This window comes from Paenibacillus glycinis (assembly GCF_009909185.1).
GTDB lineage: Bacteria > Bacillota > Bacilli > Paenibacillales > Paenibacillaceae > Paenibacillus_Z > Paenibacillus_Z glycinis.
The window spans coordinates 513,448-529,729 of sequence record NZ_JAAAMV010000002.1 but is presented as its reverse complement, the minus strand read 5'-3'; the positions used below and the strand labels follow the sequence as shown (position 1 = coordinate 529,729).

Annotated in this window: 12 protein-coding genes; all 12 read left to right on the top strand. The window is 61.0% G+C overall.

The genetic code is table 11. The features are described from left to right. The 12 genes from mutS (at window position 1) to GT019_RS06385 (ending at window position 16,251) form a co-directional block, all read left to right on the top strand. The gene (mutS, locus tag GT019_RS06440; RefSeq protein WP_161742005.1) at window positions 1–2,790 is read left to right on the top strand and encodes a DNA mismatch repair protein MutS; all 2,790 of its coding nucleotides are present in this window, start codon (window positions 1–3) and stop codon (window positions 2,788–2,790) included. A gap of 96 nt (window positions 2,791–2,886) precedes the next feature. Further along, window positions 2,887–5,157 carry a DNA mismatch repair endonuclease MutL gene (gene mutL, locus GT019_RS06435; RefSeq protein ID WP_161742003.1) on the top strand — a complete coding sequence of 757 codons (2,271 nt, stop codon included), beginning with the start codon at window positions 2,887–2,889 and terminating at the stop codon, window positions 5,155–5,157. Continuing rightward, complete coding sequence (locus GT019_RS06430) at window positions 5,154–5,924, top strand: class I SAM-dependent methyltransferase (protein WP_161742001.1); 771 nt, start codon at window positions 5,154–5,156, stop codon at window positions 5,922–5,924. Before mutL ends, GT019_RS06430 begins: the two co-directional genes overlap by 4 nt. Continuing rightward, complete coding sequence (gene miaA / locus GT019_RS06425; RefSeq protein ID WP_161741999.1) at window positions 5,921–6,928, top strand: tRNA (adenosine(37)-N6)-dimethylallyltransferase MiaA; 1,008 nt, start codon at window positions 5,921–5,923, stop codon at window positions 6,926–6,928. Before GT019_RS06430 ends, miaA begins: the two co-directional genes overlap by 4 nt. After that, the gene (hfq, locus tag GT019_RS06420) at window positions 6,925–7,164 is read left to right on the top strand and encodes an RNA chaperone Hfq (RefSeq protein ID WP_090635997.1); all 240 of its coding nucleotides are present in this window, start codon (window positions 6,925–6,927) and stop codon (window positions 7,162–7,164) included. The genes miaA and hfq overlap by 4 nt, the downstream gene beginning before the upstream one ends. Before the next feature lie 209 nt (window positions 7,165–7,373). After that, window positions 7,374–10,091: a PBP1A family penicillin-binding protein gene (locus tag GT019_RS06415; protein WP_161741997.1), complete on the top strand. Its 2,718-nt coding sequence runs from the start codon at window positions 7,374–7,376 to the stop codon at window positions 10,089–10,091. Window positions 10,092–10,199: 108 nt separating this feature from the next. Further along, on the top strand, window positions 10,200–10,934 hold the full coding sequence (locus tag GT019_RS06410) for a peptidylprolyl isomerase (RefSeq protein ID WP_235946936.1): 735 nt from the start codon (window positions 10,200–10,202) through the stop codon (window positions 10,932–10,934). Between the two features lie 319 nt (window positions 10,935–11,253). Further along, complete coding sequence (locus tag GT019_RS06405) at window positions 11,254–11,808, top strand: DUF402 domain-containing protein (RefSeq protein ID WP_161694488.1); 555 nt, start codon at window positions 11,254–11,256, stop codon at window positions 11,806–11,808. After that, a complete protein-coding gene (locus GT019_RS06400) occupies window positions 11,805–12,485 on the top strand; it encodes a YdcF family protein (RefSeq protein ID WP_161741995.1) in 681 nt (226 codons plus the stop codon). Before GT019_RS06405 ends, GT019_RS06400 begins: the two co-directional genes overlap by 4 nt. Window positions 12,486–12,613: 128 nt before the next feature. Next, a complete protein-coding gene (locus tag GT019_RS06395) occupies window positions 12,614–13,597 on the top strand; it encodes an AAA family ATPase (RefSeq protein ID WP_161741993.1) in 984 nt (327 codons plus the stop codon). A gap of 34 nt (window positions 13,598–13,631) precedes the next feature. Continuing rightward, the gene (hflX, locus tag GT019_RS06390; protein ID WP_161741991.1) at window positions 13,632–14,924 is read left to right on the top strand and encodes a GTPase HflX; all 1,293 of its coding nucleotides are present in this window, start codon (window positions 13,632–13,634) and stop codon (window positions 14,922–14,924) included. A 58-nt stretch (window positions 14,925–14,982) separates the two neighbouring features. Then, entirely contained in the window at window positions 14,983–16,251 is a 1,269-nt protein-coding gene (locus GT019_RS06385) for a methionine gamma-lyase family protein (protein WP_161742166.1), read from the top strand. Window positions 16,252–16,282: the final 31 nt, after the last annotated feature.

The window sequence follows — 16,282 nt, the reverse complement described above, 5'->3', positions numbered from 1 at the left end:
ATGACTGCATACACCCCCATGATCCAACAATATTTGGCCATCAAGGAAGGCGCGCGGGACGCGATTCTCTTCTTCCGGCTCGGCGATTTCTATGAAATGTTTTTCGATGACGCCATCAACGCGTCCCGCGAGCTGGAGATAACGCTGACCGGCCGCGAGGGCGGCGGCGAGAAGAAAATCCCGATGTGCGGCGTGCCGTACCATTCGGCTGAAGGATACATAGCAAGACTGATCGAGAAAGGCTTCAAGGTGGCGATTTGCGAGCAGGTCGAGGATCCTTCGGCGGCCAAGGGCGTCGTTCGCCGCGAAATCATCCGCGTCGTGACGCCGGGCACCGTCATGGAGTCGAAGTCGCTCGCGGAGAAAGCGAACAACTTCATCGTCTCCGTGTCGGAGCTGGGCGAGGTTTACGGCGTTGCCGCCTGCGACTTGACGACCGGCGAGCTGTACGTGACTTCCTTCGCCGCGGCGGCGGAATCGCTCGCGGACGAGATCAACGTGTACCATCCGTCGGAGATCGTCGGCGATGCCGCGGTACTCGAACGGCTGCGCGCGGCGGCTTCGGGCTGGAACCGGCCCGTGCTGTTCACGGACCGCGAGCCGATGGCGGACGAGCTGCTTCGACGGCAGTTCGGCCAGCTGGAGCTGGAATCGCTGGCGCCGGCCAGGCATCGGGCGGTCAGCCTGCTCACGGGCTACCTCGACGAGACGCAAAAGCGTTCGCTCGGCCACGTGCGCCGGATCTCGGTCTACGAGCCGAATCAGTTCATGATCTTGGATCCGTTCACGCGCCGCAACCTGGAATTGACGGAAACGGTGCGCGACCGCAGCAAGAAAGGCTCGCTGCTGTGGCTGCTCGACCGCACGCGCACGTCGATGGGCGCGCGCCTGCTGCGCAGATGGATCGACAAGCCGCTGCTGTCCAAGGCGCAGATCGACGAACGGCTGGAAGCGGTCGAACAGCTGTACCTCAGCTTCATTCTTCGCGACGAGCTGCGCGGCGAGCTGGGCGAAATCTACGATCTGGAGCGTCTCGTGGGCAGAGTAGCTTACGGCAGCGCCAACGGGCGCGACCTCAACGCGCTGAAGACGTCGCTGCAGCACGTCCCGGCGCTGACGGCGTTGTGCGCGGACTCGGAATCGGCCACGCTGCGCAAGCTGGTCGCCGGCTTGGACGACTGCTCCGACCTGGCGGGGATGATCGGCACGGTCATCGTGGACGAGCCGCCGGTGTCCGTCCGCGAGGGAGGGTTGATCCGCGCGGGCTACGACGGGCATCTCGACGAGCTGCGCGAAGCCAGCGTCAACGGGAAGAGATGGCTGGCCGAGCTGGAGCGAAAGGAACGGGAAGCGACCGGCATCAAGTCGCTCAAGATCGGGTACAACAAAGTGTTCGGCTATTACCTGGAAGTGTCCAAAGCGAACATCGGCAGCTTGCCGGAAGGCCGCTACGAACGGAAGCAGACGCTAGCGAACGCGGAGCGTTACGTCACGCCGGAGCTGAAGGAGAAGGAAACGCTCATCCTGGAAGCCGAGGACAAGATGGTCGATCTGGAATACGCCAAGTTCGTCGAGCTGCGCGATCATCTGACCGCGCATTTGCATCGGTTGCAGAAGCTGGCCGAGGTGATCGCCGCGCTGGACGCGTATCAGTCGCTCGCCACGGTGAGCGGCGAGCGGCGCTACGTGAAGCCTAACGTGACGGAAGGCTATGATTTCGTCGCCGCGGAAGGCCGCCATCCCGTCGTGGAAGCGGTCATGGAGGGCGCGGCCTTCATCGCGAACGAGACGAAGCTGGTGAAGGACGGTTCCTCCATGCTGCTGATCACCGGACCGAACATGGCCGGCAAGAGCACGTACATGCGCCAGGTGGCGCTGATCAGCATCATGGCGCAGATCGGCTGTTTCGTTCCGGCCAAGCAGGCGGAAGTGCCGCTCGTCGACCGCATCTTCACGCGGATCGGCGCCGCGGACGACCTGATCGGCGGGCAGAGCACGTTCATGGTGGAGATGAAGGATATTCAGGTCATGACGGAGAAAGCGACCGCCCAAAGCTTGGTCATCATCGACGAGCTCGGCCGGGGAACCTCGACGGGCGAGGGCATGGCGATCGCGCAGGCGGTCATCGAATATGTTCATCACGAGGTGGGCTGCAAGGCGCTCGTCTCGACGCACTTCCACGAGCTGGCGCATCTCGGCGACACGCTGCCGCATCTGGCGAACGCGTGCATGGCGGTGCAGGAGACGGGCGACAATGTCACGTTCCTGCGCAAATTGGTGCCCGGCGCGGCGGGCACCAGCTACGGCATCTACTGCGCGCAGCTTGCGGGGCTGCCGGGGAGCATCATCAAGCGCGCCTATTCGCTGCTCGACGTGCACGAGCTGCGCGAGACGGCGGCGGCCGCCGCTGAACTGCCGTATGCGGCAGCAGCGCTTGAATCCGGGGCAGCAGCCGCGTACAACGGCAGCGGGACGGCAGCGGGACGCACGGGAGATTTGGCGCGGCAGGCGACGGATACTGCCGTGGCTGCGGAGACGGCGGCGGCCTATGATGCCCCGGCTATCGAGACGGTGACGTCCAGTTCGCCCGACTCGTCCGGCGTCGTGCAGCTCTCCATTTTCGAAGAACCGGCTCCGGCAGCCGCGACGGCGGAGACCGGCAAAGCGCGTAAGGTCAGTCCGCGCGCCGAGCAGCTGGCCGACCAGCTGCGCAAGCTCGATTTGTTCAACCTGACGCCGATGCAAGCAATGCAGTGGCTAAATGAGATGAAACTGAAACTAAACGAATAGCGGCAGGGCGAACCGGGCCATGCATGCATCCTTGCGTGCTTGCCCTTTCTTTTGCCGGCGACCAATCGATCATACTAGTAAGGAGGGTTCGGCTACATGAGCAAAATCCGCATATTGGACGAGCAGCTGGCCAACCAGATCGCCGCGGGCGAGGTCGTGGAGCGGCCTTCCTCCGTCGTCAAGGAGCTGGTGGAGAACGCCGTGGACGCCGGCAGTTCCACGATCGACATCGTCATCGAGGAAGGCGGATTGTCGCTGATCCGCGTCACGGATAACGGCAGCGGCATCGACGGGGACGATATCGAGACGGCATTTTATCGCCACGCGACGAGCAAGATCGCGTCGAGCAAGGATTTGTTCCGCATCGCCAGCCTCGGCTTTCGCGGCGAAGCGCTGCCGAGCATCGCGGCGGTCGCCAAGGTAACGTGCATCTCCGCGCCGGACAACGGCGGCCTCGGCCGCAGGCTGGTCATCGAAGGCGGAACGATCGCGGCGAACGAAGAGACGAATGCGCCACAAGGCACGGACGTCAGCGTACGGGAGCTCTTTTACAATACGCCCGCGCGACTGAAATACATGAAGACGATTCAGACGGAGATCGGCCATATCGCCGATTACGTGAACCGCCTGGCGCTGGCGCATCCCGGCATCGCCTTTACGCTCAAGCACAACGGCAGCACGCTGCTGCGCACGCTCGGCAGCGGCGACCGGCTGCAGACGTTCGCCGCTATATATGGCTCGGCTACGGCGAAAGCGATGCTGCCCGTGGAGGGCGAGCATCCGGACTACGAGCTGCGCGGTTGCATCTCGAAGCCGGAGCAAACGCGCTCCAACCGCAACGGCATCACCATCGTCGTGAACGGACGCTATATCAAGAGCTTCGTCTTGAATCAGGCGATGATGCAGGCTTACCATACGCTGCTGCCGATCAACCGGTTTCCGCTTGCGGTGCTGGAGCTCGGCATGCATCCTTCCTTGCTGGACGTAAACGTGCATCCGTCCAAGATGGAGGTCCGCTTCAGCAAGGAAGCGGAGCTGCGGGAGTTCGTCGAGGACGCGATCCGGCGCGCGCTCGGCAAGCAGCGGCATATTCCGGGTCCCGCGGAACCGACCGAACGGTCGAAGCCGGCATTCGTCCAGGACCGGATCTCGTTTCACCAGCCGGAGCCTCCGCAGGGTCCGGGCACGGAGCTCGACGCGGCGAGACGGATGCTTCAAGAGGAGATGGGGATCCACCGCGTTCAGACCGGGGCAAGTCAACCGCCCGGCGGGACGTTCGGCTCAAGCGGAGCCGCTTCGGGACGGACCGTATCCGCCTCGGAAGTGGCAGCCGCGCTGGACAAGGCGGAGCAGTCCTTCGGCAGCCGCGCCGCGGCCAAGCCGTGGGAATCGGCGGCGCGCGGCTCGAATGCGCCAGCTTCGGCATGGTCCAATGCCGAGAAGACGGCGATTCCGCGGGATGCGACGGAACGGTTGTACGCGCCGCCTTCCCTTCGCGAATCGTGGCGCGAAACGGATCGCGCCGGAGGCGGCATCGACGCATCCTCGCATCGGGACGGCGTGATTCGAGATACCGCAGGCGGGCTGCAGCAAGCGGACGCCATGCTGACAGCGGACGACAGTTCACGGCTTGCGGACGAGACCGCGGCTTCTGGCAGCCAGGCATCGCCAGCCGGTCTTTTCCGCGAACCCGAAGGCGAGTACCGGGCAGACGCAGCCGCAAGCATGCCCGGCGGAACGCATGCTTCCGAAGCGAGGCCGCCGGTTCCGGCGTCTCCGGCTTTCCCGGAGCTGTATTGGATCGGGCAGCTGCACGGCACGTACATCGTCGCCCAGAACGAAGAGGGGCTCTTCCTCATCGATCAGCATGCGGCCCACGAACGGATCAATTACGAATATTATTTGGCTAAATTCGGCCGTCCGGAGCAGGCGAGCCAGCAGCTGCTCGTGCCGCTGACGCTGGAATTCACGGCGACCGAGGCCGCGGCCCTGCAGGGCAAGCTGCATCTGCTGCAGGAAGCCGGCGTGGAGCTGGAGCCGTTCGGGTCCAATACGTTCCTCGTGCGGGCTTATCCGGAATGGCTGCCCGCGGGCGAGGAAGGGGACGTCATCGAGGAGATGGCGGAATGGCTGCTGCAGGAGCGCGGCGCCGTCGATATCGGCAAGCTGCGGGAGAAGTCGGCGATCATGTGCTCGTGCAAGGCGTCGATCAAAGCGAACGACCGGCTGACGCGCGAAGAAGGCGAAGGCCTGCTCCGCCGCCTCGGATCCTGCTCGCAGCCCTATACGTGCCCGCACGGCCGGCCGATCGTCGTCCATATGACGACGTACCAGCTGGAGAAAATGTTCAAGCGGGTGATGTCATGATCGTCACCACGCCGCATAAGCCCACGCCCGGGCAGACGGCATACGCGGAGGCGATCGCGGAAGAGCTCGGCGGCCGCTTCGTGCCGCGGAAGCAGGATTCCCTCCAGCTGCTGCGGCACAAATACGCGGACGCCCGCCTCCTTGTTGCAGACGATCGTGGACTGCGCTATTATGAGGAATCGGAGGAGCCGTTGTATTTTCATCCCAGCATGGCTTACGTCCGCGTGAAGCGGATGCGCAAAGGAGAACGCGATCCGTTGATCGCGCTCGCCGACTGCCAACCTGGAGACTCGGTGGTCGACTGCACCGCCGGCTTGGGATCGGATGCCCTCGTATTTTCCTATGCGGTCGGGTCCGAAGGCTCGGTCACCGCGCTGGAAAGCGAGCGCATGCTGTACACGGTCGTCCGCGAAGGGTTGCGCACGTACCATACGGAGCACGAGGACGTGAACGACGCGCTGCGCCGCATCCGGATGCGGTGCGCCGATCATCTCGCGTATCTGCGCGCTCAGCCCGACAAGAGCGTCGACATCGTGTATTTCGACCCGATGTTCCGCCAGCCGCTTCACGACTCGTCGGCCCTCGCGCCTTTGAGAGGCCTGGCCAACGGCTCGGCTCTCGGGGAGGAATCGGTCCGCCAAGCGGTCCGCGTCGCGCGCAAACGCGTCGTGCTCAAGGAGCACGGCGACAGCGGCGAATTCGAACGGCTCGGCTTCGAGCGCCGGCACCGCAACAAAATCGCATACGGAGTGATTATTCCATCATGAGTCCAGCATCCCAAGCGCCCGCGAAACCGAAGCTGCTCGTGCTGGTCGGGCCGACCGCGGTCGGCAAGACGCGGATGAGCCTGGACATCGCCAAAGCCTGGAACGCCGAGATCATCTCCGGCGATTCCATACAAGTGTACAAGGGCATGGACATCGGCACGGCCAAGATCAAGCCGGAGGAGCAAGAAGGCGTTCCGCATCATCTGATCGATATCTGCGACCCCTTGCATCCTTTCAGCGTCGCGGAATTTCAAGAGCGCTGCGCGGCGCTGATCCCGGAGATCGGGCGGCGCGGCAAGCTGCCGTTCATCGTCGGCGGGACCGGGCTGTACGTGGAGTCCGTGGCGTACGGCTACGACTTCGCCGAAGTCGGGTCCGACGACGCGTTCCGCGAAGAGATGGCCCGGTACGCGCTGGAGAACGGCGCGGAGGCGCTCCACGACAAGCTGCGAGCGGTCGACCCGGAAGCCGCGCAGCGCCTGCATCCGAACGACCAACGCCGCGTCATTCGGGCGCTCGAGGTGCATCGCCTGACGGGCATGACCTTCACCGAGCAGCAGGAAGGACAGAAAAAGACGTCGCCGTTCGAACTGTGTATTATCGGTTTGACGATGGACCGCGCTGTACTTTACGCCCGCATCAACGAGCGGGTCGACAAGATGATCGAGGAAGGACTGGTCGAGGAGGTCCGCGGACTGTTGGACCGCGGCATTCCGGCCGACGCCGTTTCCATGCACGGCCTGGGCTACAAGGAGATCGCGCTATACGTGCAGGGGCATCTTGCGCTACCCGAGGCGATCGAGCTTCTGAAGCGCGATACGCGGCATTTTGCCAAGCGGCAGCTGTCCTGGTTCAGGCATATGAAAGACATTATTTGGATCGATGCAGGTGAAAATTTTAACAAGAATTTGCAAGCAATACATGCTATAATAGCAGGAAAGTTTAGGATAGAACTTGAATATACTTTTAACCAACCTTTTGACGATGGGGGTAACGCGCAATGAACAAATCTATCAACATTCAGGATACGTTTCTGAATCAACTTCGCAAAGACAGCGTGCCGGTGACCGTGTACTTGACGAACGGTTTCCAGATCCGCGGTGTCATTAAGGCATTCGACAACTTTACGATCGTCATCGATAGCGAAGGCCGCCAACAAATGGTGTACAAGCATGCCATCTCGACGTTTACCCCGCAGCGCAACGTATCGCTCATGCAGGTTCAGGACAACGAAGCTTAAGGATTCGGCTGGGATGTTTTGAAACCTTTTCCTTACACGCATCGTTTAATTGGATATCGGCACGAAAGAGCAGCCTTGCGCACGTGCGGGGCTGCTCTTTAATTTGAAGGATTTTCAAGTTTCAGTCCATCCGTTGCCGTTTACACATATAGGGTATAAATAGAGAGAGGCGGCTGACTCGCGATTCGAATTGGAGGGGAACCTGGCTCATGGCAGAAGGACCACGCAGCAAGAAAGGCAGCACGAGAGAGAAGAAAGGGAAGGTCAAAAAGAAACGCAACAAGCGCAAACTCGCGGTCTGGCTGTTCTTCACCGCGGCCATTGCCGTCGTTTGCGGCATCATCGGATATATGCTGATCATACTGAACGGAGAGCGGATACTCGCCGACAATCAAGATAAATTCATTCTTCCCGAAGCCTCCACGATCTACGACGACAAAGGGAAGGAAGTCGTGAAGCTCGGCGCGAACCGCGAAAACGTGGATTTCGCCGAGATCCCCGAGCTGATGCGGGATGCCGTCATCGCGACGGAGGACCAGCGGTTCGAGAAGCATTCCGGCATCGACCTCTGGTCGATCGGCCGCGCGATCGTCAAGGACGTCGTCGCCCGCAGCGCGGTCGAAGGCGGAAGCACGATCACGCAGCAGCTCGCCAAGAACTTATTCCTCACGCAGGACAAGACGTTTTTCCGGAAAGCGACGGAAGCCTCCATCGCCGTGGCGATCGAGCACAAAATGACGAAGGACGAAATCATCACGATGTATCTGAACCGGATTTATTTCGGGAAAGGCGCCTACGGGGTAAAAGCCGCCGCGGACTATTATTTTAACGCCGAGCTGAAAGATTTGAAGCTCTGGCAGGTCGCGACGCTCGCGGCGATCCCCAAAGCGCCGTCCACCTACAATCCGATCAACAATCCGGACAAATCGAAGGAACGGCGGTCCGTCGTGCTCCAGCTGATGTTCGATCAGGGCTACATCACGAAGGAAGAGATGGACCAAGCCAAAGCCGTCGATTACAAGCCGGTGGAGCATGCCAAATCGACCCAAACGTATCAGGCTTTCGTGGATTACGTCATCGACGAGGCCGAGAAGGTCAGCGGCATCACGGAAGAGCAGCTCCGCATCGCCGGCTACAAGATCTACACGACGCTGAACACGCAGGCGCAGTCGGTGATGGAGAAAGAGTTCGAGGACGACGGCAACTTCGAGAAAAGCGTCGACGAACAAAAGGAACAAGCCGCGATGATCATCGTGGATCACAGAAACGGCGAGATCCAAGGCCTCGTCGGCGGCCGGGATTACGTGAACAAAGGCTTGAACCGCGTGCTGGTGCCGCGGCAGCCGGGCTCGTCGTTCAAGCCGATCACGGTCTACGGGCCGGCGATCGACTCCGGGGATTGGTTCCCGTGGTCGACGCTGCAGGACGTGAAGACGTGTTATGGCTCGTACTGCCCGTCCGATTCCAACAAGGTCAAATACATCGGACCCGTCAGCATGCGGCAGTCGATCAAGGAATCCCGCAACGCTTCGGCCGTCTGGCTGCTGAATCAGATCGGGGTGAAAGCCGGACTGAATTTCGCGAAGGACCTGGGCTTCGAGCTGGACAGCGCGAAGGACCGCAACCTCGCGATCGGCCTCGGCGGCCTGACTTACGGCGTAACGCCGTTCCAGATGGCGAAAGCCTACAGCGCCTTCGCGAACGGCGGCAAGACCGTCGATCCGCATGCGTTGGTCAAAATCACCGACCAAACGGATGAGCCGGTCTATACGTACAGCGCGCCCGCGGCCGAGCAGGTCATGAAGCCTTCGACGGCCGCTTACTTGACGGACGTCCTGCAGGGCGTGCTGGAGAAGGGCGGCACGGGAGTCAATGCGCGCATCGACCGTCCGGTCGCCGGCAAAACCGGAACGACGCAGAACGGGATTCCGGGGCTGAGCAACGGGTATAACCGCGACGCTTGGTTCGCGGGCTATACGCCCGAATGGACAGCCGTCGTCTGGATGGGGTATGATCGTACCGATAAGGATCACATGATCAAGAAAAGCAGCGAGCAGTCCGCCGCGATGTTCGGGAAGGTCATGGGCGAGGCGATGAAGGGCGTGGCGAAGGGCAGCTTCACGAAACCGACCGAGGAGCACGAAGATAAACCGCCCGTCGGCATCGCGAACTTCAGCGCCGTCTATAACGACCAGAAGGCCGCCGTGCAGCTTGCCTGGTCGCCGGTCGACGGCCAAGGCATGCAGTACCGCATCTACCGCAAAGCGACGGGCGAGGCGGAGTTCGTAAAAGCATTCGACTCGTTGACGACGACGGGCGTGGACGACATGGCGATCGCGCCCGGGTTAAGTTACGAATATTACGTGACGGCATACGATCCGGCGAAAGACATGGAAGGCACGCCGTCCAGCACCGTGAAGGTCGATGTTCCCGAAGCCGAGCTGGATCCGACGAATCCGGATAACGGCGGCACGCCGGGTTCCGGAAACGGCAACGAAGGCGGCGAAAACGGCGGAGACGGCGGGATCCCGCCGGGCGGGCCGGACAATGGCGGAACACCGCCTGACGATGGCGGAACGCCGCCGGACAATGGCGGAACGCCGCCCGACAATGGCGGCGGCACGCCGGATAACGGCGGGCAGGCGCCGGGCGATGGCAATCAAACGCCCGGGAACGGCGATCAATCGCCGGGCAACGGCAATCAATCGCCTGGCAATGGCGGACAATCGCCGGCCAATGGCGGTCAGACGCCGGGCAACGGCGTTACCGCGCCGCCTGCCGGCGATAACGGCGCGGGAACCGGCGACGGCACGGGCGCCGGGGACAACGCCGGCGGAACGGATCCGGGTTCCGGCAACGGATCGGGCGGCAATAACGTAAACAACGTTTTGCCGCCGAATTCCGGCGTTCCCGATTCGAACCCCTGAGGCGGCCGAACCCGTATAAGATAAGAAGGCTTTCCGGCTCTTCGCGCCGCGGCTAGGCAGGCTGCAGCCAGATGCAACAAACAACAGATTGCGGAGGTATTATCGAAGATGAATATGAAGAATCGGACAGCGCTGACCGTTGTCCTGTCCGCCATGCTGCTCGTAGCGGCCGCATGCGGAAACAAACCCGACGATACGGCAAACAATAACGCAGTCAATCAAGGCACGCAGACCGAAACGACGGCCGGCGGCGGATCGAACGGGTCCGGCGGCTCGGGCAATGCCGGCAACGATGCGGGAGCGCCGAAGCAATGGTCCGAGAAACCGAAGATGTCCATCGACGCGAGCAAATCGTACAGCGCCACGTTCAGCACGAACAAAGGCGATTTTACCGTGGAGCTGTACGCCAAGGATGCGCCGGAAACCGTCAATAACTTCGTTTTCCTGTCCAAGGAGAAGTTCTATGACGGCGTCAAATTCCACCGGATCATCCAAAGCTTCATGATTCAGAGCGGAGATCCGACCGGCACGGGAGCCGGCGGCCCCGGGTACAACATTCCGGACGAGCTGGGCAAAGGCTATAAGTACGACGAGGGCGTCATCGCGATGGCGAACACGGGCCAGCCGAATTCCGGCGGCAGCCAATTCTTCATCTGCACGGGCGCCGATGCCGCGAATTTGAACAGCATGCCGAATTATACGATTTTCGGCAAAGTGTCCGAAGGCATGGACGTCGTGAAGGCGATCGCGGCCACGCCGGTCGCCGAGAACCCGGATTCGGGCGAGGCGAGCGCGCCGACCGAGGACGTCATTATCAAGTCCATCTCCATTTCGGAGAAATAAGCTTGGCGAACGGGGGAGAACGGCATTTGGCCGTTCTCCCTTTGCGCGCGGCGGCCGTTTGTCCGTGTATCGGCGGGACAAAGCGGGGCTTGGTTTATTTTCGGGGGTTAGTGGAGATGGACGTTAAGTTGTGGTACTCTTTTTTTAAACGATACAAAAGGGTAATCTTACCTACACTCTGCTTGTCTCCCTGAATGAAGCCGGCGGTGCTGCCGACGGCGGCATTGATCGTAGCCCTTCAGGGGGAATATCCGCCCTGTTGCTTGTTTGCGTTCCGCGCAGCGCTCGAAGCGAGATCCCAACGGAAAGGTCGTTCCGTATGAAGCGAAAATTTTCTGACCGAGCCAATTGGCGCCGCATTCTGCGTAGAAGCTACACCTGCTTGACGATGGACGGGGATGAGTTCAAAGGACTGGTGACGTTCTACCGGATCCATGAATTGCGCGAACCGTTGTGGAAAGAATACAACGGGCGCAAATTATGCCTCGCCGACCGCGGTTATTTGTGGATGCAGCACTTTCCCCGCGGCGAACACTTTGTCGTGACGACGATGTTCGATGACAAGAACCGCGTCGTTCAATGGTATATCGATATTTGCAAGACGCAAGGATTGACCGACCAGCAGGTTCCCTGGTTCGACGATTTGTATCTCGACGTGGTCGTCCTTCCGAGCGGGGAAGTGTTTTTGCTGGACGAGGATGAGCTGGAGGAAGCGGTCATGCAGGGCGCGGTGACGAACAAGGATGCCGCGTTGGCTCGCAAGACCGCCGGAAGGCTCTTGTCCACGATACGAAACGGACGGTTTCGCTATTTCACGCTCAGCCTGAAGCATCGCAAGACGCTTGCGCAAAGCGGGGAGCTCAGCGAATCATGAAACCGGCTTCCGTATCGAAACGATCGCCCAAACGCAAATCCCGCAGGAAATTCCGTCCCTTTCTGTTCTTCCTGCGGATCTGCGCCTGGATTGCGGCGATTGGCGTATTCTGGTGCGCGTATCTGCTGTGGGTAATTTCAAGTTACGAAATGCCGAAGCAGATTCCGAAGTCGGATGCCGCCATCGTCCTCGGCGCGGCGCTGTGGAGCGACAAGCCAAGCCCCGGCTTGCAGGAGCGGCTCGATTACGCCTACGATTTGTACAAGCAGGGGACGTTCAAACACATGATTTTGACCGGCGGCCTTGATCATAACGGCTCGACGCTGACCGAAGCGGAGGGCATGAAGAAGTATTTGGCGGGCAAAGGCGTACCCGCCGCTGCCATGGTGCTCGAGAACGACGCCAGAAGCACCTATGAAAATCTGTTGTTCAGCAAACCGCTGGCCGCCAAACGGGGCTGGACGAAGCTGCTTCTCGTCACGCACGACTTTCATGCGCCGCGTTCCGAGGATATCGCCGGCTACTTGGATTATCCGGCCGATACGGTGGCCGTCGGACGCAAGTCCAAGGTGCTGAATATCGCCTACAACTACGGCCGGGAAGTGCTGGCGTTCACCAAATGGAAGGTCGACGAGCAATTGATGCGCATGGGCGTGCGGCTGCCCGATTCCTTCTGACGGTTAGCCCGGCACGCGCCCCGGAGCTCGGCTGAAATCTGTTAATATGGCTCAAATCACTAGAATACAATGGATTATATGCGCGGCAGATGCCAACGATCCAGTGAAGGATAGGTGATGGAGCAACTATGGACGATCGAGTCGTTACTTCGGGCGGCAGCGGGAGCGGGAGACCCGCCCGCCAAATCAATGTGGTCCTTCGCACCAGCGAGCCGTATGCGTTGACCGGCAGTTCGCCGCCGCAGCTGGAGAGCGAGCTGCCGCCCGCGGCAAGGCCGCTTACGCCCGGCGATCCTTTTCTCGATATTCAGCGCGAGCTCGATCCGATGGTGGGACTGGAGAACGTAAAGCTGCTGGTCTACGAAATCTATGCGTTGCTCCAGATCAGCCGGATGCGTTCGGATGCCGGATTGTCCGGCGGATCGCACGTGTATCACATGATTTTCACCGGCAATCCCGGCACGGGCAAGACGACCATCGCGCGCATCGTCGCGAAGCTGTTCCAGAAGATGGGCGTGCTCTCCAAGGGACATATGATCGAAGTGGAGCGGGCGGATCTCGTCGGCGAATATATCGGCCATACCGCGCAGAAAACGCGGGATCTGGTGCGCAAGGCGCTCGGCGGCGTGCTGTTTGTGGACGAAGCGTACAGCCTAGCGCGGGGCGGGGAGAAGGACTTCGGCAAAGAAGCCATCGACACGCTGGTCAAGGCGATGGAGGATTACCGCAACCAGTTTGTGCTAATACTGGCTGGATATCCGCTCGAAATCGAGCAATTCCTGCTGACGAACCCGGGTTTGCCCTCGCGTTTTCCGATCCAGATCGAATTTCCCGATTACTCCGTCGACCAGCTGATCCAGATCGCCGAACTGATGGCCAAGGACCGGGACTATGCGCTGATGCCGCAATCGCTGTTCAAGCTTCGCCAGCACTTGATGCTGGAGAAGACGATGTCGATGTTCGCGTTCAGCAACGCGCGTTACGTGCGCAACGTGATCGAGAAGGCGTTTCGCCATCAGGCGGTTCGTTTAATGAACCAATATCCCTCCGGATCCCCGGGCAAGCAGGAACTGATGGCCGTGCGGCCCGAGGATCTGAAGTGGGAGAAATAGCAGTCACCGATCCAGAAGGAGCTGTACACGACAGATGCGGCAAACAACCTACGACACCGATACGGATTTGAAGGACCGGGCGATTCTCGTCAGCTTGGTCACGCCGGATATCAAGCGGAGCTCCGGAGATCCGGAGCAGTCGCTGCAGGAGCTCGTCAGCCTCGCGGAAACCGCAGGCGTCGAGGTGCTGACGTTCGTCACGCAGAATAAGGAGAAAGTCGATACGAAATGGTTCATCGGCAAAGGAAAAGTGCAGGAGCTGCGCGCGGCCGCGGATGAGCTCGGCGCGACGACGGCGATTTTCGACCAGGAGCTGTCCGGCGCGCAGGTACGCAACCTCGAAGAAGCGCTGGACCTAAAAATCATCGACCGCACGCAGCTCATTCTGGATATTTTTTCCCAGCGTGCCAAAACCAGGGAGGGCATCATCCAGGTCGAACTGGCGCAGCTCAGCTACTTGCTTCCGCGGCTGTCCGGGCACGGGAAGAACCTTTCCCGGCTCGGCGGGGGCATCGGGACAAGGGGCCCCGGCGAGTCGAAGCTGGAGACCGACCGCCGCCACATTCGCGGTCGCATCACGGATCTGAAGCATACGCTCGCGGAAGTCGTCCGCCACCGCACGCTGCATCGCGAGCGCAGGCGGAAAGCCGGCGTGCAGCAGGTTGCGCTGGTCGGCTACACGAATGCCGGGAAATCGACGCTGCTGCGCGAGCTGACCCACGCCGATGTCTACGTCGAGAACCAGTTGTTCGCCACGCTCGACCCGACTTCGCGGAATTGGAAGCTGCCGAGCGGGATGGAAGTCGTGCTGACCGACACGGTCGGGTTTATTCAGAATCTGCCGCATGATCTGATCGCGGCTTTCCGCGCTACGCTCGAGGAGGTCAACGAAGCCGATCTCGTGCTGCACGTCATCGACAGCGCGTCCGATATGCGAGAGGAGCAGATCGCGGTCGTGGATCGGATTCTGCAGGAGCTCGGCGCCGGAGGCAAACCCCAGTTGAAGATCTACAACAAGATCGATTTGTGCGGCGCGGGCGGACCGCAGTCGGTTCCGGCGAACGGACCCGGCACGCTGGCCGTCAGCGCTTATAACGGCGATGACTTGGAACGGCTCCGCCAAGCCGTTCAGGACAAGTTGACGGGCGATACGAGGACCTTCGCGCTGCCGGCGGAGCGCGGCGATCTGATCGCGCTGGCTTACCGGACGGGCGATGTGCTCGAGCAATCCGTCGAAGGCGAAGCCATGATCTTGAAGGTGTTGTTGAACAAACAGGATTACGAGGTGCACGGGCGTAAGCTCGACGCGTACGTCCTGCATCATTAAGCGTGCTGCTAACACGAGGAGAGACCGGACATTGAGACAGCAAGGACAGAATTGGCAAATGTTGACGATGTGGGCGGAGGCTGCCGAACGGCAGGCCGCCCCTGTTTTTCGTTCGCTCGACGGCATCGCGGAGCGGAATCAATGGAAGGTCATCGATGCCTTCCAGAAGCATCGGGTAAGCGATTATCATTTTAATGGCTCGACCGGCTACGGCTATAACGACCGGGGAAGAGAGGTGCTCGACCTCGTCTACGCGGATGTCATGGGCGCCGAAGCGGCGCTTGTCCGACCGCATTTCGTATCCGGCACGCACACGATCAGCTGCGCGCTGTTCGGGCTGCTTCGCCCGGGGGACGAGCTGCTCTACATCACGGGCCGTCCTTACGATACGCTTCATAAAGTCATCGGGAAGCCGGGCGACGGCAAAGGCTCGCTGCAGGACTTCGGCATCGGCTACGGAGAAGTCGCGCCGCTTGCGAATGGCGAGATCGATTGGGACGGCGTCGCGGCGCATATAACGGAACGCACGCGCGTCATCGGCATTCAGCGCTCGCGCGGCTACGATTGGCGGGCATCCTACACGGTCGCGCAGATCGGCGAGATGGTGCAGCGCGTCAAAGCGCTGAAACCCGACGTCAAAGTGTTCGTAGATAACTGTTACGGGGAGTTTACCGAGGAATCGGAGCCGACGCAGGCCGGCGTCGATCTGATGGCGGGTTCCTTGATCAAGAATCCCGGGGGCGGACTCGCGCCCACGGGCGGCTATGTTGCCGGCACGCAGGAAGCGGTGGAGCTCACCGCGTACAGGCTGACGGCGCCGGGCATCGGCGGGGAAGTCGGCGCGACGCTCGGGACGCTGCGCGCGATGTATCAAGGCTTGTTTCTCGCGCCGCATCTCGTGGGACAAGCGCTCAAGGGCAGCGTCTTCGGCGCGGCGATGTTCGAACTGCTCGGCTTCGAAAGCAATCCGCGCTTCGATGCGCCCCGGACCGATCTGATCCAAGCGATCCGCTTCGAGCGCGCCGAACAGTTGATCGCGTTCGTGCAGGGGGTGCAGCGCGCCTCCGCGGTAGATGCCCACGTCGTGCCCGAGCCGTGGGACATGCCCGGCTACGAGCATCCCGTCATTATGGCGGCGGGAACGTTCATGCAGGGCGGCAGCCTGGAATTGTCGGCGGATGCGCCCATCCGCGAGCCTTACATCGCCTATATGCAAGGCGGGCTTACGTATGCCCATGTCAAATACGGTGTTCTGAATGCGTTGTCCGTGCTAGCCGAACGAGAGTTGGTTGTAATTAAACCTTACACAAAACCTCACACAACTTGACATGTATTTGGCATGGCGGTACAATGAGAGC

What these genes read in the sequence shown, in the direction of transcription:
- mutS (WP_161742005.1), top strand. Translation starts at nt 1, where the DNA reads ATGACTGCATACACCCCCATGATCCAACAATATTTGGCCATCAAGGAA.
- mutL (WP_161742003.1), top strand. Translation starts at nt 2,887, where the DNA reads ATGAGCAAAATCCGCATATTGGACGAGCAGCTGGCCAACCAGATCGCC.
- GT019_RS06430 (WP_161742001.1), top strand. Translation starts at nt 5,154, where the DNA reads ATGATCGTCACCACGCCGCATAAGCCCACGCCCGGGCAGACGGCATAC.
- miaA (WP_161741999.1), top strand. Translation starts at nt 5,921, where the DNA reads ATGAGTCCAGCATCCCAAGCGCCCGCGAAACCGAAGCTGCTCGTGCTG.
- hfq (WP_090635997.1), top strand. Translation starts at nt 6,925, where the DNA reads ATGAACAAATCTATCAACATTCAGGATACGTTTCTGAATCAACTTCGC.
- GT019_RS06415 (WP_161741997.1), top strand. Translation starts at nt 7,374, where the DNA reads ATGGCAGAAGGACCACGCAGCAAGAAAGGCAGCACGAGAGAGAAGAAA.
- GT019_RS06410 (WP_235946936.1), top strand. Translation starts at nt 10,200, where the DNA reads ATGAATATGAAGAATCGGACAGCGCTGACCGTTGTCCTGTCCGCCATG.
- GT019_RS06405 (WP_161694488.1), top strand. Translation starts at nt 11,254, where the DNA reads ATGAAGCGAAAATTTTCTGACCGAGCCAATTGGCGCCGCATTCTGCGT.
- GT019_RS06400 (WP_161741995.1), top strand. Translation starts at nt 11,805, where the DNA reads ATGAAACCGGCTTCCGTATCGAAACGATCGCCCAAACGCAAATCCCGC.
- GT019_RS06395 (WP_161741993.1), top strand. Translation starts at nt 12,614, where the DNA reads ATGGACGATCGAGTCGTTACTTCGGGCGGCAGCGGGAGCGGGAGACCC.
- hflX (WP_161741991.1), top strand. Translation starts at nt 13,632, where the DNA reads ATGCGGCAAACAACCTACGACACCGATACGGATTTGAAGGACCGGGCG.
- GT019_RS06385 (WP_161742166.1), top strand. Translation starts at nt 14,983, where the DNA reads ATGTTGACGATGTGGGCGGAGGCTGCCGAACGGCAGGCCGCCCCTGTT.